This window comes from Marinifilum caeruleilacunae, from assembly GCF_013141825.1.
Taxonomy (GTDB): Bacteria; Bacteroidota; Bacteroidia; order Bacteroidales; family Marinifilaceae; genus Marinifilum; species Marinifilum caeruleilacunae.
The window spans coordinates 232214-251707 of the sequence record NZ_RZNH01000003.1; the positions used below are offsets into that span (position 1 = coordinate 232214).

Here is a 19494-nt window from a genome sequence, read left to right on the forward strand (position 1 = left end):
GAATGATGATTGATTTAAACACTCTCAAATTAAAAGTCCTTCCTTTGGGAGGACTTTTTTATGATTCTGTACACCGGGAATTCATTATGCTCTTCCACGAGTTTTATGGAATAATTATCCCAGGCTTGCTGTTTCATTAAATCGAAATATTTATAATGCAAGTGCCAATCGTGTAGGTCATCTGAATTGATAGATGAATTCAAGACAATTGGTTTATTTACCGCATAAGCAATGTAATACACAAATTCTTTCACACTTAAATTATCAGCTTTTATTTCTGTGTCACTCAATAAAACATCTGCACTCTCTGCTCCCCAATCATACTGGTGGCAATCCCACAAATGAGCATCCGATTGAAGATGAAATGTCAGATAATCTCCCACTTCAGATTTTGGAATGATGTTTAGATGAAAATAATTGAGCAAATAATCTTTTACGTCTTCTGCATTTACAGCATGGTTTAGACTAAGAGCACAATACTGATCCAAATTTTTATCCACCTGAACCTGCCTTTTATGAACACCTATAAAATAGCTTAGTAGCACTGATAGTTTGCCTCGAAATATGCGATGGTCTTTTTTGTGTAAAATTTCAAGATTATCTGTTCCACTATCTTCCACCTCAAGTTGAATCCCATCCACCGAAACAGCAGTTTCCGATTCTGCAACAATTGTTTTTTCCTGTACCTTCAGTATAGAGTGAACATTTGCTATAGCCATATTGCTTCGCAAAAATTTCTTCACCAAACGGTCGTTTAGATCGGCTGCCTTTCCTTTCCAAAGAACCTGCCCCTTTGTATTCATCAAAACCCCGTAGGGAAGTGTTTGAACTTTAAACTTTTCGAAAGTTTGCCCATTAAAATCAAGTGCAATAGCTAAACGATTCTCCTTCTTAGCCAGGTATTTTTCTATTCGATGAATGGGTTCGTTAAACAGGGAAACAATATAAAAGTTGCGCGGATTTTGCTTTTGCAAAACAGCCAGGTATTTTGCTACATGCACACATGGTGCACACCATGTTGCCGAAAAATCGATGTAGTACAAGCTGTTGCTACTGGTCTCCACAATCTGATTCTCTTGAAGGATTTCATCAAGCAAAATCTGTCCTGACAAAAACAGGGGAAAAACAAACGATAAAACAAGTACAAATATCCTTTTCATTTTCAGAGAATCAGTAAAAAAACTTTTAAATCTAAGCAAACATAATTAAAATCTGAATTTATCACCTCATTATTTCAGGATATCAAAAAAAAAAGCTGCAACTTTTTAAGCTGCAGCTCTATATATTTTATCAATCTTTATTTTGTTTTTGCTTCGATGTACTGAATCAGGCAATGAATTACTTTAATGTGAATTTCCTGAACCCGATCGGAGTAGGCTTTCCACGGCACCCTGATTTCAACATCGCACATTTCTGCCATTTCGCCCCCGCTTTTTCCTGTTAATCCAACAACAGTCATTCCTTTTTCTTTGGCCGCTTTAATGGCATTAATTACATTGGCCGAGTTGCCAGAAGTGCTGATGCCCAAAAATACATCTCCTTTTTGTCCCATGCCTTCTACATATCTCGAAAAAATATAGTCGAAACCATAATCGTTACCCACACAGGTAATATGGCTTGGATCGGAGATGGCTACGGCCGCCATTCCAGGACGATTATCGCGGAAGCGCCCCGTTAATTCTTCGGCAAAATGCATGGCATCACACATCGATCCACCATTTCCACACGAAATTATTTTTCCGCCATTTTTAATTGAATCAGCCATTAATTCCCCCGCTTTTTCAATGGCTTTAAAGTTCTCGTCATTGGCAAGAAATTCATTCAGAACCGCTTGTGCATCAAGAAAACTTTGCTTTATATCGTTTATGATCATGCTTTAAAATTTTTATCAAAAGTAAGAAATGAAGCTTAGAATTAAGAATTATGCCATTAAAAATATGGATGCTGCGCTGAACAACAACGGCAAAAGCTTGTATGCCGGCATCGAATAAAAATGGACTTTTCAAGTTTTATTTCTAAGTTTACTATAAAATCCAACAATAAACCTATGCTACCAATAAGACAACGACTTTACGAGGTAATTTTTGAGGCTGACACTAAAATCGGAAAGTTTTTCGATCTTTCTTTACTCATTGTAATTCTGCTGAGTATTCTCTTTGTAATGTTGGAGAGCGTTCCATCCATCGAAAACAAATACCACGATATCCTGAAAATTGCGGAATGGATCATTACCATTATTTTTAGTATTGAATACATCGTCAGGATCTGGATTGTACGACATCCGCGAAAATACATCTTTAGTTTTTATGGAATGATCGACCTTTTATCGGTCTTGCCGAGTTATTTGGCATTGGTTTTTGCCGGAACACAAGGTTTAATGGTTATTCGTGCATTACGTTTGCTTCGTGTTTTCAGAATCCTGAAACTCAACCGATATTTAAAAGAAAGTGCCGTTATTATTCGGGCATTGCGCGAAAGTCGTTATAAAATTTCTGTTTTCCTGTTTGGTGTACTAACCCTGGTCATCATTATTGGTACAGTAATGTATTTGGTAGAAGGTGCCGAACATGGCTTTACCAGTATTCCCCGCGGTATTTACTGGGCCGTAGTAACACTTACCACAGTTGGCTATGGCGATATTTCTCCTGAAACTTCTGTAGGACAATTTTTGGCAAGTATGGTAATGATTATTGGTTATGCGATTATTGCCGTTCCAACCGGGATCGTTACTGCCGAGCTGACCAAACACAGTCAGAAAGAAACCTCAAGCCGCGTATGTCCCGAATGTCTTACCGAAGGGCATAATCATGATGCAAAATATTGCAACGAATGCGGTACAAAACTCAATTAAATCGAAAGTGATTTTTTGCATTTTTTAACGTAGCTATCCTTGTAAAATATCCGAATAATTTCAGATTTTATCGGTATATTTGTACGTCTCATTCATCAACAGGCAATCGGCAAACGAAAAGTCTGTTGCGAGAACAAACAATTACCTATACCACTTATTAACAACAAGGTATAAAACAACTTATTATGGGATTTACGAGCGGTTTCTTTAAAAGACCACAACATAAACGATTCAATTTGCAACCTCGATACTGGGACCCTGCAAAAGAAGAGAGAGAAGATCGTGAGCGAAGAATAAAATCGGAGCTTGGGATTAAGGATGAAGATGGTCAGTACGTTCCAAATATCAAAGGCAGAATGAGAAGTGAACTTCGTCATAAGCTCTCGGATGCCAGTGGCGCAAGAAAGAAATCGAACATCCGATTGCTTGTCATTTTTGTGATTCTTGCCGTTGTTGCCTATGCCTATGTTTTTGGTTGGGATGAATTGTTGGAAAGGATTATTGGCGGTATGGAAAGTTTAAAGTCTAATCGCTAACGTCAAATTTCAAACGAATATATGTCAGATTTGATACAGATACTGCCTGACAATGTTGCCAATCAGATTGCTGCAGGTGAGGTAGTTCAAAGACCGGCTTCGGTGGTAAAAGAGCTTGTTGAAAATGCGATAGATGCCGGTGCTGGTTCCATAAAAATTAATCTTAAAGATGCGGGTAAAACCCTGATTCAGGTCATCGACAATGGCTGTGGTATGTCTGCTACAGATGCCAGGTTGGCTTTTGAGCGCCATGCAACATCGAAAATTCGCAGAGCGGGTGACCTGTTCGGGATTCGTACCATGGGTTTCCGTGGCGAAGCTTTGGCTTCGATTGCTGCAATTGCCAATGTTGAGCTAAAAACAAAACGTACCGAAGATGAATTGGGTACACACATTGTGATTGATGGCTCGGAATTGGTTTCGCAGGAAGCATCGGCCTGTAGCGATGGCAGTAACTTCATTGTAAAAAACCTGTTTTTCAATGTACCTGCCCGCCGAAAATTCCTAAAGGCAAACTCTACCGAACTTCGAAACATCATTACCGAATTTCACAGAATCGTTTTATCGCATCCCGATATTGCTTTTACACTGATACATAACGACAGCGAAGTATACAATCTTCCTGCATCTCATATCCGTCAGCGAATTATTAATGTGTTTGGGAAAAGTATGAACTCCCGACTGATTAGCATTAAAACTGACACCAGTATTGTAAAGCTTACCGGATTTATTGGGAAGCCAAAAAATGCAAAGAAAAACACGGGAGAACAGTTCTTTTTCGTGAACAATCGTTTCATGCGCCATCCGTATTTTTACAAGGCGGTGATACAGGCTTACGATAAGATTTTGCCTCCTGAAACCATTCCACCATACTTCATTTTCTTCGAGGTAGATCCTCAAATTATTGATATCAATATTCATCCAACCAAAACAGAAATTAAGTTCGAGGATGAAAGAGCGATTTATCAGATTATTCAGGCTTCTATTCGCGAGGCTTTGGGGAAATTCAACATTGTACCTTCCATCGATTTTGATGAAGATACCAGTCTTGAAATTCCTGTTGCCGATGAAAACACCGAGGTGGAAGCTCCAATGATTAAGGTGAACCCTGAGTTTAATCCCTTCGATGCCGAATCGAGTTTCAACCCTTTCGATGCCGAAAAGAATTACAATCCTTTCGAGCAATCGGCAAACTCTATTGAGTCGAATCCTTTTTTCCAGGAGTTTAAAGCCAAAACACCAGAAACTGGAACAGCAAGAGCGCCCAAAAAACAGGTTCCTGACGATTGGGAAAAACTCTACGAAAATCAGTCGGCTCCAGCAGAAGAGAAAATAGAGAAGCAACCGGTAATCGACAGGGAAAATATTCCTGATTATTTCCAGGCTCCAGAGATTCCAGCTCCTCAGCAAACGCAAATTCAGGCTGCCGATCAGCCCAAGAAAACAAAGAATTTTTTCCAGCTGAAGAACAAATACATCCTTACGCCCATTCGCTCTGGTTTAATGATTATTGACCAGCGAAAGGCACACGAAAGAATCTTGTTCGAGAAGTTCATGAGCTCCCTGGAAAATCACCAGGGAATTGCACAGCAAACACTTTTTCCTCAAACCATAGAGTTAAATGCATCGGACTATACCCTTTTGCAGGTGATTTTGGAAGATGTAAAAGCCTTGGGTTTTGATATCAGGGAATTTGGAAAGAAAACATTTGTGATTAACGGCACACCTGCCGATATTCAAAACTGTGAGCCAAAGGAGCTATTGGAAAACTTGCTGGCCAATTACAAAACCAACCAGCTTGATGTAAAGCTGAAGGTTCGCGAAAACCTGGCAAAATCATTGGCAAAAGCTTCGGCTGTAAACTATGGAAAATCGCTTAGCAACGAAGAAATGAGTTCGATTATTGATCAGCTATTCGCTTGCAACGTTCCCAATTTTACGCCTGATGGCAAGCCGGTAATATCCGTTTTGGAAACCCAGGAACTGGAAAATCGATTCAAATAAGAGCATAAATTCTACAAACAAGGCTTTTAGCCTGACAAACTGTCTTGCAATTATGAGCCGAAGCCTGTAATTTTAAATTGGTCTGACTATTGTTAGACTTCAGTTAAATTTTAAAAGCATATCGAATGACACAATACAGACCTCCACTGTTGAACTTGCCTCCAGTGGTTAAAAATCTTTTGATTATAAATGTAATATTACTTCTAGCTACTTATGTTGTCCAATCAAAATTTGGCATTGATTTAAAACAACATATGGGCTTATACTATCCAGGATCTGATTTTTTCAGGCCTCATCAAATTTTCACACACATGTTTATGCATGGTGATCTTACTCACTTGTTTTTTAACATGTTTGCTTTATTCATGTTTGGTAGAGTTCTGGAAAGTGTGTGGGGACCAAAACGCTTTTTATCCTTTTATTTAATAACTGGCCTTGGGGCGGCATTTTTGCATCTCTTAGTTTCATTTATTGAATATAAGGTGGCTATATCATCTCTTGGTCCAGAACAATTAGAGTATTTCAAGGAACTTGCTGCTCAAGGAAAATATATTCCTGGAACTGTTTCAGAAAAAGTAACTTCAATAATGTACGCACCTACGGTTGGTGCATCGGGAGCTGTTTTTGGCATTCTTTTAGGCTTTGGTATGCTATTTCCCAATACCGAACTGATGTTAATATTCCCGCCTATTCCAATTAAAGCAAAGTATTTTGTAATTGGTTATGGAGCTATTGAGTTGTACCTGGCATTTTTAAATAGACCTGGTGATAATATCGCTCACTTTGCCCATTTGGGAGGGATGATATTTGGTTATATTCTGATTAAATACTGGCAGAAAAATTCGAATCGTTTTTATTAAATTGTATACAATAAAAATTAAGTAAGAAAGTTTATATCGATAATGAAGGTTGATTATGAGCGTGAACTTTAACAATCCATATCAGAGCTATTCAAACCAAAACATTTGGGATGGAATTAAGAATTCCTTTAAAGAAGGAAGTAATCTTACCAAGTTAATTTATATCAACTTAGGAGTATTCCTAATTGTTAAGATATTAAATGTATTTTCTTTCTTCATAGGAGTTCAGGGCAATCAAGTTTCATTTATAGTCCATTGGCTTTCTGTTCCTGCGGATACAAGTGCATTGCTAGGAAGACCTTGGACTGTTTTCTCCTATATGTTCTTACATGAGGGTTTCTGGCATATCCTTATCAACATGCTTTGGTTATTTTTGTTTGGTAGAATTTTCCTAACCTATCTTGACCAGAAAAAACTATTAAGCATATATATTTTAGGAGGATTAACAGGTGCTGCAACATATATTTTTGCTTACAATATATTTCCTGTATTTCAGGACGTTCGATTCGGAGCTTACGCACTTGGAGCCTCAGCCTCGGTAATGGCAATAGTTCTAGCCACCGTAGTTTATGCTCCAAACCACCAATTTCATTTAATCTTTATTGGACCTATTAAAATCAAATATTTTGCAATTTTCTTTATCATTTCTGATATCATTAATATACCAGATGGTAATGCCGGCGGACACATTGCTCATTTAGGTGGTGCTTTTTATGGCTGGTTGTTTATTTCTCAATTGCGAAAAGGCAAGGATATTTCGAGTGGTTTTAACTCTTTGATGGATTCTTTTTTCGGCCTGTTTACCAGAAAAAAGAAAATGAAGGTGAGTTATAAAAACACTCGCAACATGAGCGATGAAGAGTATAACAAATCCAAGAAAGTAAACCAGGAAGAATTGAATCGAATTCTGGATAAAATTGCCAAATCGGGATACGATAGTTTAAGCAAGGAAGAGAAAGAGATTCTTTTTAAATCGAGTAACCAAAAGGAATAGTGAATTGAAAAACTTCCTCCATAAAGCTTTAGTTGCCTTTAGCCTGATATTTTCAGGCTCATTACTCATTGCCTATATTGCTCCGCATGTTAGTCCTGAGGAATTCTGGTTGCCCGCATTTTGGGGTTTGGCCTATCCTTATTTACTACTGGCGAACGTTATTTTTACAGTGTACTGGATGCTGCGTCGACGTTGGAGTTTTCTAATTCCTCTCATTGCAATACTTATAGGGTATGGTCATTTGCAGGATTTCATTCAGATTAAGCGCTCAAATACCGAAGCAAACGAATCGGCTTCCATAAAAATAATGACCTACAATGTGCGTTCTTTCGACAAATACGAATGGAGCAAGGACAAGAAAACGCCGGATAAAATGCTTGAACTTCTCAAGCAGAACCAGGCTGATGTATATTGTTTCCAGGAGTTTCATAATACCCGCAAAGGATTGTTAAGTCTGTACAACTTGAAAAAAGCGACGGGCTGTAAATATTTGTTTATTGGCAGAAAGGCCAATGGCGTTGCCTTTTTCTCTAAATATCCGATTGTTAAAAAGGGCGAAATCAATTTTGCCAAAGACAATTGGTGCAATGCCATTTATGCCGATATCAAGAAAAATGGAAAAATTGTAAGGGTTTACAACCTGCACCTTGAATCGAACAGGTTAGGCGGTCGAAATTATGCCTTTATCAACAAAAAGGAATTTAAGGCCGACGAGCAGGAACTGGAAGAGATCAAAGACATTTCCTTCAGGCTTCAGCATGCTTTTATTCGCAGGGCAAAACAAGCAGAAATCATCAGGGGCCATATCGATAAATCTCCTCATCCAACCATTGTTTGTGGCGATTTTAATGATACACCACACTCCTATACCTATCGAAAAATAAAGAACGATTTTACCGATTGTTTCAGGGAGCAAGGCATTGGAATTGGAACCACCTATTCGGGCGATTTCCCTTCTTTCAGGATTGATTTTGTGCTACACGATGAGCAAACCGTTTGCTACAACTACAAAAGAATCAAGAAGAAATATTCCGATCATTTCCCGGTTTTTACAGAACTAAACTTTGTGGAAAAATAATTCAGCAGACAGGATTTTTCACCTGGATATTCGAAAAATCTGCGAAAGCATTACTGCGAGAACACTTCTTTTTTTATGAAGATTCTACTTTAAACGCAAGCTGATATCACGTTTTGAAACGTAAATATTGTAGTCTTTCGTTTGGTACTTTGCAACAATATTTAAGGTAGTATCGACTTTGGTATTGGCTGGAAAAACAAATTCGTAACGTGCCGATCCTCCACTTGTATAAATTGGTTTTGCCGCGGGTGGAATGTATTGACCCTGCATCAATTCCGTAACATAGAATATCACATTTTTAGAGTAATTGCTTAAGAACAATTTGAGTACTACACGATCCGATTTTACAAATTTTTCAATTTCTATATCAGGAAAATTCTTTCGCAAGCTTCCATCGCGTTTGTACTCTTTTAAACCCAATCCTGGCTGTCCTTTCATGTAAGGAGTTTCGGCCCAAACTTTACCATTGGCATAGTATTTTTTCTGAAGGCCGTCTTTTTCGTCGTTTATATAGGGAGTAAAACTGTAGATATTACCATTCTTATGGTACTTTTTGGCTATGCCATTCTTTTCATCGTTTGCATACATGATTTCATCGCTCAAAGCTCCCGACGAATAGTAATACCGGGTAACACCATCACGAACCCCATTTTTGTATGTAATCTCTGCCGTTAGTTTATTTTGCTCATCGTACTTCTTTACCACCCCATTTTCAACAAAGTCCTGATCGCTGCCAGAAGCACGATCTGATTTTTGCTCACAGGCAAACAAAATAAAAGCAATAAATATCAATAATTTATATTTCATCAAGAGATTGTTATTTTCCGGAATTCGAAAAGAATTTGCATAACTCTCAATAAAAATAAATTAAACATTGAAAACTTAAAAATTATTCAGGGATAAATAAGCTACATAAGCTTCTTTCTCTTTAAAAGATACGATTGAAGTACATTATTGAACTCTTTTCGGATATCAGCTTCTACCAAATCGATGGAAAACTGGCTGCACAGCAAATCGAGTTCGTTGAAGAATTTTTGCTGTTCTTCCTGGTACATGTCTTTAATATCACTCGGATTTAACTTTACACTTTCACCCGTTTCCAAATCAACAAACTGACTTGGTCGATTTTCGAAATTAAAATCCAACTCCAGATCCTTATCGCGAACAGCGAATAAAATCACTTCGTGTTTGTTGAAACGCAAGTGTTGCAATGATTCCATGATTTCCTTTGGCGACTCACCACCTGTAAAATCTGAAAATACAATTACCAGCGATCTTTTGTGTAAGCCCTCGGCCAACTTGTGCAAAGTATCGGCAATTTTGGTTTCTCTTTTTGTTCCAATTTCTTCGGCATGATATACCTTGTGCAAATGAGAATACAGCAATTGGGCGTGGGTAAGAGAAAGTTTGGAAGGGGTAAGCAGATCAATCTTATCGGAAAATGTACAAAGGCCAACAGCATCTCTCTGTTTTCTCAACAAATGAATTAATGCGGCTGCACACAGCACCGAATAACTCAATTTTGTTTGGTGTTTCGATTGGTAAGGAAACAACATAGACGAAGAGGTGTCGATCACAATATGCGCGCGCAAATTGGTCTCTTCCTCGAATTGCTTTACGAACATTTTATCGCTGCGGGCATACAATTTCCAATCGATATGCTTTGTCGATTCTCCTTTGTTGTACAAACGGTGTTCAGCAAATTCTACCGAGAAGCCATGATACGGACTACGATGCAAGCCAATCAGGAAACCTTCTACAATTTGATGTGCCAGAAGTTCCAAATTATCGAATTGCTCGAACTGTATGAGGTCTGATAATTGCTTTACCATTTTAATTTTCAGATAAAAAAAGGGCATAGATCAACCTCTATGCCCTAAATATTTTTATACTCTTCTTACAAAAGAGCATCAATTTTTTCTGCTAAGCTCGATTTTGGAACTGCTCCAACTTGCTTATCAACAACTTCTCCTCCTTTAAAGAAAAGAACAGTAGGAATATTACGGATTCCAAATTTAGCTGAAGTTGCAGGGCTGCTGTCAACATCCAATTTGGTTACTACGATTTTTCCATCGTAATCAGTTGCCAATTCGTCTACAATTGGACCAACCATTCTACATGGACCACACCACTCTGCCCAAAAGTCCACCAATACTGGCTTATCTGATTTCAAAACAACTTCTTCAAAATTAGAATCGTTCACTTCAATTGTCATGGTAATCTATTTTTTAGCGTTTATGTATTTTATTTAAAACTAGTGCAATTTAGTTAATTTTGAATTTAATTTCCGCATTATTTTCAAAATATTCGATTAAATCATTTGTTAACTCCACCCGATAACTTCTCGAAAACATTTTCAATGCCTTTTTCCCATTGTCATAAATCTCAAAATTAAGTTTCATGCTTCCCTTGTTCTCATCTACGCAGTTATAGATTTCTGTCACCAGTTCATCGGTCAAAGCCGATAAAGGAATTTCAAGTGTAAACTCCTTTGCTTTCTTCTCTAGAACCTCAGAAAGCATCATGATATTTTTCACCTTAAATTCGAGCTCGGTAGAATCCTTAGGCCACGAACGTGTCTGCACCCTACCGCTAATATAGATCGAAAGTCCTTCGACAAAATAGTTTCCAAATTCGATAAAATCTTTTCCGAAAAATGCCAGTTCATAAGAATCAGAGAAATCTTCAACCCCAACAATGGCAAATGGATTTCCATTTTTGGTGGTTCCCCTTCGAATTGCAGTAATCATCCCTGCAATATTTACATCCTTATTGGCAAAGCTTTCAAAATCTGATGACAATTCAGAAATACTCGCATTACAAAAGTTATTAATGGTTGTCTTAAAATCATCAAGCGGATGTGCCGACAAATAAATTCCAATTAGTTCCTTCTCTTTATTCAGGCGTTCCAGCTTTCCCCATTCTGCACACTCAGGTGCTTTAGGCGGAGTTACCACATAATCATCAACGCCACCAAAAAGGGTTTGCTGGTTGTTAATTTTTTCTGCCTGAAGCTTATTTCCATATTTCACCAGGTGCTCCATAAAGGTCACATCGTTTTCATCTGGCTGGAAATACTGACTTCTTTTCAGTCCGAAGCTATCGAAACCTCCCGACATGGCAAGATTTTCAAGTGTTCTCTTGTTTACGGACCTAAGGTTTACACGCTCAACAAAATCGAAAATATCCTTGAACGGACCATTTTTTCGTTCTTCGATAATATCGGCAACAGCCTGTTCTCCTACCCCTTTAACACCGGCCATTCCAAAACGAATCTCACCATGTTTATTTACGGTAAATGTTTTGTAGGATTCGTTTACATCTGGCCCAAGTACTGGCAATCCCATACGTTTACACTCATCCATAAAAATGGTCACTTTCGTGATATCGGATAAGTTACGACTAAGAACGGCAGCCATAAACTCGGCTGGGTAATGTGCCTTAAGGAATCCTGTTTGATAGGCAATGTAGGCATAACATACCGAGTGCGATTTGTTAAATGCATATTTGGCAAATGCCTCCCAATCCGACCAGATTTTCTCAATCAGCTTATCGGCTTTGGCATTATCGCCATTCACACCTTCCATAAACTTTGGGTTGTCATGGCAACCATTGATAAACTCAACCTTCAGTTTATCCATCATTGCAATGATCTTTTTCCCCATCGCCTTACGTAAGGAATCGGACATCCCACGAGTAAACTGCCCCAGTGCTCTCGACTGGAGCATCACCTGCTCCTGGTAAACGGTAATTCCGTATGTATCCTTCAGGTAATCCTCCATTATTGGGTGATCGTAGGTAATTTCCTCTTCCCCGTTTTTTCTTCGAATGAAGGATGGTATATATTCCATTGGTCCCGGACGATACAAAGCATTCATGGCAACCAAATCTTCGAAACGGTTTGGTTTAAGTGCCCTAAGGTGCTTTTTCATTCCCGGCGACTCGAACTGGAAAATGGCAGTTGTTTCACCACGGCTAAACAACTGGAATGTCTTTTCATTTTCAAGGTCAACATTGTTAATGTCGACATCGATATCTTTCGACAGTTTTACATTGGACAAAACCTCTTTGATGATAGATAAGGTTTTCAAACCCAGGAAATCCATTTTCAGGAGGCCAATATCTTCTACAAAGCGTCCATCGTATTGTGTGGTAAGCAGTTCCTCACCTTTGGTTGGCATTACCGGAAGGTGCTCGTCAAGCGGATTTTTTCCAATAAGAACACCACAGGCATGTACACCTGTTTGTCTTACCGAACCTTCCAGGGACTCTGCAAACTTTATTGTTCTTGCGATTAAAGGATTTGGCGAATCTTTTTCTTCCAGCAGCAAAGGCTCTTCTTCATAAGCCTTTTTGAAACTCATTTTTGGAGCTTCAGGTACCAATTTGGCCAACCTGTTGGCTTCCGCCAGATCTAGTCGCAGCACTCGCGCTACATCTTTAATGGAACTTTTTGTTGCCATTGTACCAAAAGTACAGATGTGAGCTACTTTGTCCTGTCCGTATTTATCGGTTACATAGTCGAGTACTTCCTGTCTTCCATCATCATCGAAGTCGATATCCACATCGGGCATGGAGATACGATCGGGATTTAGGAAACGCTCGAACAGCAAATCGTATTTAATAGGGTCGACATCGGTAATGGAAATGCAGTAAGCTACTGCCGAACCGGCTGCCGAACCACGACCCGGACCTACAATTACGCCATTGTCTTTTGCCCAGTTGATAAAATCCTGAGTAATTAAGAAATACCCTGGAAAACCCATTGTTTTAATGGTATTCAGCTCAAATTCGAGTCGTTCTACCACATGTTCTTCCAGCTCGTCGCCATAGCGTTTTTTGGCACCTTCGAAAGCAAGGTGTTCCAAATAGTCGGCTTCCAGTTTAATGGGCAATACTTTCTCGTATCCACCAATTTTTTCGTAACGCTCTTTTTCAAACTCTTCAATTAGCGCTGCCTCATCGAATTTTTCCTTGTATTCTTCTAAAGTTCCAAACTCCTCCGGAATATCGAAGGGAGGCATAATTGGGTTACAATCCAGTTCGAAAGCTTCAACTTTCTCTGCAATTTCTATGGTATTTGCCAATGCTTCCGGCACATCGGCAAAAAGTTCATTCATTTCATCGGTGGTTTTGAACCACTCCTGTTTGGTATAACGCATACGTGTAGGGTCGTCGTAATCGCGACCTGTATTCAGGCAAACCAAAACATCATGAGCCGCAGCATCTTCTGCATTCACAAAATGCGAATCGTTGGTGGCAATTACCTTCACACCCAATTCGGCTCCCAACTGTCGAATTACCTTATTTACTTTTACCTGGTTTTCCCAAACATCGGTTTTCAGGCGAGGGTCGTCGTTGGGATGACGCATAATTTCGAGGTAGTAATCTTCTCCAAATACATCTTTGTACCAAAGAATGGTTTCCTTGGCTTTTTCGATACTACCTGCCATGATGTGCTGAGAAACTTCACCACCCAAACATGCACTGCTCACAATTAAGCCTTCACTATACTGTTCCAGCAAATCTTTATCGATTCGTGGTTTGTAGTACATCCCATCGGTATGCGCAATGGATGTTAATTTGAGTAGACTCTGATATCCTTTATAGTTTTTAGCCAGGAGAATAAGGTGATGCCCCGATCCGTCGGACTTGTTTTCTTTTACAAGGTGTCCGCGTTTTGCCACATAGGCTTCCACTCCAATAATAGGTTTGATGCCTGCTTTTGCACAAGAAACATGAAACTCTTTGATTCCGAACATACTGCCATGATCTGTTAAAGCCAGGGCGGGCATGCCATCTTCTTTTGCTTTTGCGGCAAGGGCGGAGGTTTTTGCTGCTCCGTCGAGAATGGAGTATTGCGAATGAACATGCAAATGAACAAAATCTTGTTTGTTGATGTTCTTTGCGGCTTCTTTTCTTTTGCGTTCTTCTTTTTCGATTGAGATGTCGTCGAAGGCGGTCTTTACCTTAAAGGATTCGTACTTGATTCCGACAAGCTCGATCGGTTTTGGATTATTGATTTTGAATGCCTGAACCTGCTCGGGTGTCATTTTGTGCAGGTCGGGACTTAGGCCATCGACACGAATCAGCTCGAGGAAACAGCGTGATGTTGCCTCCACATCGGCAGCTGCATTGTGTGCTTCGGCAAAGGGAACTCCAAACAGTTTTGTGTGCAGTTCGGTAAGGGTTGGATTTTTTAATTGTCCGCGACGTTTTAAATCGCAAAACTCCTTACTGCCTAGCATGGTATCGAGAGAGGATGCTGTTACCAGGTCTCTCTCATTTAGTTCGCATCGCAAGAGTTCGCATCCAACAATATTGATATCGAAGGATACGTTGTGTCCGATGATGAATTTTGATTTACGGACATCTTCCATGAAATCGTTTAGGGCCTCGATGAGAGGTATTCCTTTTTCGTGTGCGATTTCGGTTGAGATACCGTGTACTGCTACTACATCTTCGGGAATGGTGTATCCGTCGGGTGTAATTACATGGTTTTTTGCAAAAAGGAAATTCCCTTCGATATCATGACATTGCCATGCCAACTGTACCATTCTTGGCCAATTGTCGAAATCGTCTAAAGGTGCTTTCCATTTTTTGGGTAAGCCGGTTGTTTCGGTATCAAATATTAAAAACATCTCAAAATCAGAATTATAGCATTTTTTGCCTTAAAATGTAGGCTGAATGCGAAGATAAGGAATTAATTTGTGTGATTTGGAAGATTCTGCAGTTCTTTGATGTCTCTGCAAAATGGATGGGTAAGTGCAATTTTTGAACAGGCTACAAGCCTCAAACTACAAGCCTTAAACTGCAAGCTGCGTGAGGGATTGAAGTGGAAAGCCCACAGCGAGGAACGAGCGAGGACTTGCAACGCAAAGCCCGACCCGAAGGGGCACGCCCAAGTGCTTAGGAATTAGGCAATGAAACTTAGTTTGAATAAGGGTATAAATTATTCTTAAACAAGCTGTTTCGATTCAAAAATAAAATTGTATCTTTGTCGCGCTTATAAATCGTGGTATGTATACCACAACTATAATAGTAGGCAAATTTATTAATCTTATTTTAAAAGAGTTATGCCAGTAAAAATTAGACTAGCAAGACACGGTCGTAAAAGACGTGCATTCTACCACATCGTGGTAGCAGATAGCAGAGCGCCACGTGATGGTAGATACATTGAGCGTATTGGATCATACAATCCAAACACCAATCCTGCTACAATTGACCTAGATTTTGACAAAGCCTTAACCTGGCTTGGAAATGGTGCTCAGCCTACCGATACTGCAAGAGCAATTTTATCGTACGAAGGTGTGATGATGAAAAAGCACTTGTTAGAAGGTGTTAAAAAAGGTGCTTTTGATGAAGCAGCTGCTGAAGAAAAATACCAGGCTTGGAAGCAAGAGAAAGTAGCTAAGATCAACGCGAAGAAAGATGGTCTTGCAAAAGCTGCTGACGAAGCTAAAGCTGCACGTTTGGAAGCAGAAGCTAAGATTAGCTCTGACAGAGCTGAAGCAATCGCTAAGAAAGCTGCTGAAGCTGAAGCTGCTGCTAAAGCTGAAGAAGCTGGTGACGATGCTGAAGCTGCAAACGAAGAAGGAGCTGAAGAAACTGAAGCTTAATTTGAATTGCATGCTTAGAAAAGAGGATTGTTATTTAGCGGGTACTTTTACCAAAACTCATGGAGTGAAGGGTGAATTGGTTGCTAAAACAAATGGTGATCTTCTTGAAAGAAATAAATTGGAATCAATCCTTGTCGATATTGACGGAGGATTGGTTCCTTTTTTTATTCCTAAAAATGGAATTAGCTCGAGAAATCATTCGAGTGTTAGAATTTTATTGGAAGATATGTCGACGGAGGAAAAGGCCAAAAGGTTTATTGCCTGCGATATTTATGTTCCGATGAAAGATGTACCTGACTTTATTGAGGAAGAGGATGAACTTGATCCGAATGTGCTAATTGGTTTCACCTATATAGATGAAGAAAAAGGCGAACTTGGCGAGATTGTTGACATTCAGGATTTTTCCGGCAATATTGTGATGGTAATTGAGATAAATGAAGAGGAGGTGATGATTCCTTTTGCCGACGAAAACTTTATTGATCTTGATGAAGAAAGCAAAACCATTTGCATGGAAACGCCTGATGGTTTGCTAGATTTGTATCTATAGCTTCGACTCCGCTCAGCTACCTTACTTTCGACTCCAAAATTTAAACAAACTCCTGTTTACCGATCAGATCGCTGTTTGATCACTTTTAGCCTACGACTTCTTTTTCGAATTCGCGAATTCTTATTTTTAGGGTTTCGGGTACGGGAATGCTTGTTCCCAATTTTTGACTGTAACCCACCATTACCTGTGATGTTTTGGTTTTTATTTCGCCTGTTACCGAATCGACGATATTCTGGTAGAGTCGGACACTTTTGTTCCCAATTTTGTGAATTCTGGTATGCACTTCGATTTTATCGTGCAGGGTGATTGAAGATAGGTAGTCGATTTCGAGATGAGCAACAATTAAGGCAGAATCGTTCCAATCGATCACCTGTCCGTATACCTGCTGAAAATAGTCCATTCTTGCCAAATCTAAATAACTTAACTGCACGCCATTGTTTGCGTGTCCCATTAGATCGATATCGCCAAAGCGGATTTGTATTTTCTTGATGTGATTGAATTCCATTTTCTTCAAATTTTGGACGAAGGTAAGAAGTAATTACGAATTAGGAATTACGAATTGCGATGATTTAAACTTCTGCATTTAAAAAATCACGAACTGAGGTGCAACTTTTGATTGACTTGTTCGTCCTTTAAAAAGTACGAAACGATTATTTACCTAAAACCATAAAATATGAGATCAAAACGTATTACTTCCCTGATTGCTGTTTTTGCTTTGGTAGTAAGCAGTACAATTGCATTTGCCCAGAAAACAGAGAATCGAAAAGTGGGTTCTTTCGAATCGATTAGCCTTTCGATTGCAGCCAAGGTTTATGTGAGCCAGGAAAACAACACATCGGTAAAAATTAAAGGTTATTCCGACGATTTGGAAGAAATTATTACCGAAGTTGATGGATCAACTTTAAAAATTAAGCGCAAAAAGAACAAAGGCTGGGGTTGGAACTCCCGTTCATTTAAAAAAGTAGAGGTTTACATTTCTACTCCTAATGTTGAGGACCTTAGAATTTCGGGTTCGGGTAACATTATTGCCAAAACTCCGATTGAATCGGGCAGTATAGATTATTCGATCAGCGGAAGTGGAAATATCATTATCGACCAGTTGAAAGCGGATAACCTGGAGTGCCATATTTCAGGTTCTGGCGACATTCGTTTAAAAGGAGCATGTAAGGATGAATTTGAGATTCATATTAGTGGTTCTGGCGATATTGAAGCTGGTTATTTTGAAGCCAAATCGGTAGAGGTACGCATTTCGGGTTCGGGCGACTGTAAGGTTTATGCTTCGGAAAGAATTAATGCTCGCGTTGCAGGTAGCGGCGACATTTACTATCGTGGTCAGCCTAAATATGTTGATAGCAAATCGGCAGGATCTGGTTCGATCAAATCTGTAGGAAATTAATTGCCTTTAACTCATAAAAGAAAACCTCTCAGCAATTTTTGTACTGAGAGGTTTTTATTTTTTATTTTCGAAGGATTTGAATTTCGCCTCCCACTCCAATTTTTATTATGCTTGAAGCACTGGCTTTTTCCATATCGTCCTGGCGATACTCTACGACATAATCAACCAACTCTTTCAGTTTCTCGTTAATCTCGGTAAAATTCGCCGGCGAAGGTTCTCCACTAATATTTGCCGAAGTCGAAACAATTGGTTTTTTGAATCTTTGAATCAGCTTGGAAGTGAATTCCTCTTCGGAGATACGAATGCCTATGGTGCCATCTGAATTGATCAGGTTTGGAGCTAAATTTTTTGCTCCCGGGTAGATCAAAGTCATTGGTTTATCGTTGGCATCGATCAGATCCCAGGCAATTTCCGGAACCTCTTCAACATAGGAGTTCAACCTGTTGGGATTCTCCATTAAAACCAGCATGGCCTTGCAATCTTCCCGCTGCTTAATCTCATATACTCTTTTCACAGCATCTTCGTTGGTTGCATCGCAGCCAATTCCCCAAATGGTATCGGTTGGATATAAAATTACACCGCCCGATTTTAAAACTTCAAGTGCTTTGTTAATGTCGTTGTTCATAGTTCAAGTGAATGAGTGAATGAGTGAATGAGTGAATGAGTGAATGAGGAATTTATATTCTCTTTATCACAAATTATTCACATTTCACAAAAATCAATGAGCAATCATTATTATTCATTACTCATTGTTCATTATTAATTATTTACACCGCTACGTTGTACTCGCGAAGTGCATCGTTCAATGATGTTTTCAAATCGGTTGATGGCTTACGCTTACCAATAATTAGTGCACAAGGAACCTGGTATTCTCCTGCTGGAAATTTCTTGCTTCTTGTTCCCGGAATCACCACCGAGCGAGCAGGAACAAAACCTGTATACTCTACTGGCTCATCGCCTGTAACATCGATAATTTTTGTCGATTTGGTAAGTACAACATTTGCGCCCAGTACCACTTCTTTTTCAAGATGCACACCTTCAACTACAATACAACGTGATCCAATAAAACAGTTGTCCTCAACAATTACCGGAGCAGCCTGGATTGGCTCCAATACACCACCAATACCAACACCGCCACTTAAGTGAACATGTTTCCCGATTTGAGCACATGAACCTACAGTCGCCCAGGTATCCACCATGGTTCCCTCATCAACATAAGCGCCAATGTTTACATAGGAAGGCATCATGACCACATCTTTTGCAATAAATGCTCCGTAACGCGATACTGCATGAGGAACAACACGAACACCCAATTCGGCATAGTTGGTTTTCAATGCCATTTTATCGTGGAATTCGAATGGTCCTACTTCTATGGTTTCCATTTTACGAATTGGGAAATACAGAATCACTGCTTTTTTCACCCATTCGTTCACCTGCCAACCACCTTCAATTGGTTCTGCAGTACGCAATTTTCCTTTATCAAGAAGCTCAATTACCTCTTCTATATTTTTTTGAACCTCGGGAGTCTTCAGTAATGACCTGTCTTCCCAAGCAGATTCAATGCTTTGTTTCAGATTCTCGTACATATTATTTTAATTTCTAAAATTTT

The 19494-nt window shown here is 39.3% G+C and carries 18 protein-coding genes; 9 read left to right on the forward strand and 9 right to left on the reverse strand.

Going from position 1 to position 19494, the window contains the following annotated elements:
• Positions 1 to 29: 29 nt before the first annotated feature.
• Both ELS83_RS03685 and lpcA read right to left on the reverse strand, forming a co-directional pair.
• A complete protein-coding gene (locus ELS83_RS03685; RefSeq protein ID WP_171594177.1) occupies positions 30 to 1160 on the reverse strand; it encodes a TlpA family protein disulfide reductase in 1131 nt (376 codons plus the stop codon).
• Between the two features lie 137 nt (positions 1161 to 1297).
• Complete coding sequence (gene lpcA / locus ELS83_RS03690; RefSeq protein WP_171594178.1) at positions 1298 to 1873, reverse strand: D-sedoheptulose 7-phosphate isomerase; 576 nt, start codon at positions 1871 to 1873, stop codon at positions 1298 to 1300.
• A 174-nt stretch (positions 1874 to 2047) separates the two neighbouring features.
• Between lpcA and ELS83_RS03695 the strand changes: the two genes are divergently transcribed.
• The 6 genes from ELS83_RS03695 (at position 2048) to ELS83_RS03720 (ending at position 8323) form a co-directional block, all read left to right on the forward strand.
• Positions 2048 to 2851, forward strand: coding sequence for an ion transporter (locus ELS83_RS03695; protein ID WP_171594179.1), 804 nt, complete (start codon positions 2048 to 2050; stop codon positions 2849 to 2851).
• A 185-nt stretch (positions 2852 to 3036) separates the two neighbouring features.
• Positions 3037 to 3387, forward strand: coding sequence for a hypothetical protein (locus ELS83_RS03700; RefSeq protein WP_171594180.1), 351 nt, complete (start codon positions 3037 to 3039; stop codon positions 3385 to 3387).
• A 21-nt stretch (positions 3388 to 3408) separates the two neighbouring features.
• The gene (gene mutL / locus ELS83_RS03705) at positions 3409 to 5391 is read left to right on the forward strand and encodes a DNA mismatch repair endonuclease MutL (protein WP_171594181.1); all 1983 of its coding nucleotides are present in this window, start codon (positions 3409 to 3411) and stop codon (positions 5389 to 5391) included.
• A 125-nt stretch (positions 5392 to 5516) separates the two neighbouring features.
• Positions 5517 to 6251, forward strand: coding sequence for a rhomboid family intramembrane serine protease (locus ELS83_RS03710; protein ID WP_171594182.1), 735 nt, complete (start codon positions 5517 to 5519; stop codon positions 6249 to 6251).
• A gap of 55 nt (positions 6252 to 6306) precedes the next feature.
• Entirely contained in the window at positions 6307 to 7245 is a 939-nt protein-coding gene (locus ELS83_RS03715; protein ID WP_171594183.1) for a rhomboid family protein, read from the forward strand.
• 4 nt (positions 7246 to 7249) lie between these two features.
• Positions 7250 to 8323, forward strand: coding sequence for an endonuclease/exonuclease/phosphatase family protein (locus tag ELS83_RS03720; RefSeq protein ID WP_171594184.1), 1074 nt, complete (start codon positions 7250 to 7252; stop codon positions 8321 to 8323).
• An 84-nt stretch (positions 8324 to 8407) separates the two neighbouring features.
• On the opposite strand, the gene ELS83_RS03725 is transcribed toward ELS83_RS03720, so the two are convergent.
• The 4 genes from ELS83_RS03725 to dnaE form a co-directional block, all read right to left on the reverse strand.
• Positions 8408 to 9130 carry a toxin-antitoxin system YwqK family antitoxin gene (locus tag ELS83_RS03725; RefSeq protein WP_171594185.1) on the reverse strand — a complete coding sequence of 241 codons (723 nt, stop codon included), beginning with the start codon at positions 9128 to 9130 and terminating at the stop codon, positions 8408 to 8410.
• A 101-nt stretch (positions 9131 to 9231) separates the two neighbouring features.
• The gene (locus tag ELS83_RS03730; RefSeq protein WP_171594186.1) at positions 9232 to 10155 is read right to left on the reverse strand and encodes a DUF58 domain-containing protein; all 924 of its coding nucleotides are present in this window, start codon (positions 10153 to 10155) and stop codon (positions 9232 to 9234) included.
• A gap of 65 nt (positions 10156 to 10220) precedes the next feature.
• Positions 10221 to 10538 (reverse strand): thioredoxin, encoded by a 318-nt coding sequence (gene trxA / locus ELS83_RS03735; protein ID WP_054716587.1) that lies wholly within the window; start codon positions 10536 to 10538, stop codon positions 10221 to 10223.
• A 49-nt stretch (positions 10539 to 10587) separates the two neighbouring features.
• The gene (gene dnaE / locus ELS83_RS03740; protein WP_171594187.1) at positions 10588 to 14964 is read right to left on the reverse strand and encodes a DNA polymerase III subunit alpha; all 4377 of its coding nucleotides are present in this window, start codon (positions 14962 to 14964) and stop codon (positions 10588 to 10590) included.
• 435 nt (positions 14965 to 15399) lie between these two features.
• Between dnaE and ELS83_RS03745 the strand changes: the two genes are divergently transcribed.
• Positions 15400 to 15942, forward strand: coding sequence for a 30S ribosomal protein S16 (locus ELS83_RS03745; RefSeq protein WP_171594188.1), 543 nt, complete (start codon positions 15400 to 15402; stop codon positions 15940 to 15942).
• A gap of 10 nt (positions 15943 to 15952) precedes the next feature.
• On the forward strand, positions 15953 to 16489 hold the full coding sequence (gene rimM / locus ELS83_RS03750; protein WP_171594189.1) for a ribosome maturation factor RimM: 537 nt from the start codon (positions 15953 to 15955) through the stop codon (positions 16487 to 16489).
• A gap of 85 nt (positions 16490 to 16574) precedes the next feature.
• On the opposite strand, the gene ELS83_RS03755 is transcribed toward rimM, so the two are convergent.
• Positions 16575 to 16994, reverse strand: a complete 420-nt coding sequence (locus tag ELS83_RS03755; protein WP_171594190.1) for an acyl-CoA thioesterase — start codon at positions 16992 to 16994, stop codon at positions 16575 to 16577.
• Between the two features lie 168 nt (positions 16995 to 17162).
• On the opposite strand from ELS83_RS03755, the gene ELS83_RS03760 reads away from it, so the two are divergent.
• Positions 17163 to 17885, forward strand: coding sequence for a head GIN domain-containing protein (locus ELS83_RS03760; RefSeq protein ID WP_171594191.1), 723 nt, complete (start codon positions 17163 to 17165; stop codon positions 17883 to 17885).
• A gap of 61 nt (positions 17886 to 17946) precedes the next feature.
• Here the strand turns inward: ELS83_RS03760 and ELS83_RS03765 are convergent, their stop codons facing one another.
• Positions 17947 to 18510, reverse strand: a complete 564-nt coding sequence (locus ELS83_RS03765) for an L-threonylcarbamoyladenylate synthase (RefSeq protein WP_171594192.1) — start codon at positions 18508 to 18510, stop codon at positions 17947 to 17949.
• 142 nt (positions 18511 to 18652) lie between these two features.
• A complete protein-coding gene (locus ELS83_RS03770; RefSeq protein WP_171594193.1) occupies positions 18653 to 19471 on the reverse strand; it encodes a 2,3,4,5-tetrahydropyridine-2,6-dicarboxylate N-succinyltransferase in 819 nt (272 codons plus the stop codon).
• Positions 19472 to 19494 lie beyond the last annotated feature (23 nt).

What these genes read in the sequence shown, in the direction of transcription:
- ELS83_RS03685 (WP_171594177.1), bottom strand. Translation starts at nt 1,160, where the DNA reads ATGAAAAGGATATTTGTACTTGTTTTATCGTTTGTTTTTCCCCTGTTT.
- lpcA (WP_171594178.1), bottom strand. Translation starts at nt 1,873, where the DNA reads ATGATCATAAACGATATAAAGCAAAGTTTTCTTGATGCACAAGCGGTT.
- ELS83_RS03695 (WP_171594179.1), top strand. Translation starts at nt 2,048, where the DNA reads ATGCTACCAATAAGACAACGACTTTACGAGGTAATTTTTGAGGCTGAC.
- ELS83_RS03700 (WP_171594180.1), top strand. Translation starts at nt 3,037, where the DNA reads ATGGGATTTACGAGCGGTTTCTTTAAAAGACCACAACATAAACGATTC.
- mutL (WP_171594181.1), top strand. Translation starts at nt 3,409, where the DNA reads ATGTCAGATTTGATACAGATACTGCCTGACAATGTTGCCAATCAGATT.
- ELS83_RS03710 (WP_171594182.1), top strand. Translation starts at nt 5,517, where the DNA reads ATGACACAATACAGACCTCCACTGTTGAACTTGCCTCCAGTGGTTAAA.
- ELS83_RS03715 (WP_171594183.1), top strand. Translation starts at nt 6,307, where the DNA reads ATGAGCGTGAACTTTAACAATCCATATCAGAGCTATTCAAACCAAAAC.
- ELS83_RS03725 (WP_171594185.1), bottom strand. Translation starts at nt 9,130, where the DNA reads ATGAAATATAAATTATTGATATTTATTGCTTTTATTTTGTTTGCCTGT.
- ELS83_RS03730 (WP_171594186.1), bottom strand. Translation starts at nt 10,155, where the DNA reads ATGGTAAAGCAATTATCAGACCTCATACAGTTCGAGCAATTCGATAAT.
- trxA (WP_054716587.1), bottom strand. Translation starts at nt 10,538, where the DNA reads ATGACAATTGAAGTGAACGATTCTAATTTTGAAGAAGTTGTTTTGAAA.
- dnaE (WP_171594187.1), bottom strand. Translation starts at nt 14,964, where the DNA reads ATGTTTTTAATATTTGATACCGAAACAACCGGCTTACCCAAAAAATGG.
- ELS83_RS03745 (WP_171594188.1), top strand. Translation starts at nt 15,400, where the DNA reads ATGCCAGTAAAAATTAGACTAGCAAGACACGGTCGTAAAAGACGTGCA.
- rimM (WP_171594189.1), top strand. Translation starts at nt 15,953, where the DNA reads ATGCTTAGAAAAGAGGATTGTTATTTAGCGGGTACTTTTACCAAAACT.
- ELS83_RS03755 (WP_171594190.1), bottom strand. Translation starts at nt 16,994, where the DNA reads ATGGAATTCAATCACATCAAGAAAATACAAATCCGCTTTGGCGATATC.
- ELS83_RS03760 (WP_171594191.1), top strand. Translation starts at nt 17,163, where the DNA reads ATGAGATCAAAACGTATTACTTCCCTGATTGCTGTTTTTGCTTTGGTA.
- ELS83_RS03765 (WP_171594192.1), bottom strand. Translation starts at nt 18,510, where the DNA reads ATGAACAACGACATTAACAAAGCACTTGAAGTTTTAAAATCGGGCGGT.
- ELS83_RS03770 (WP_171594193.1), bottom strand. Translation starts at nt 19,471, where the DNA reads ATGTACGAGAATCTGAAACAAAGCATTGAATCTGCTTGGGAAGACAGG.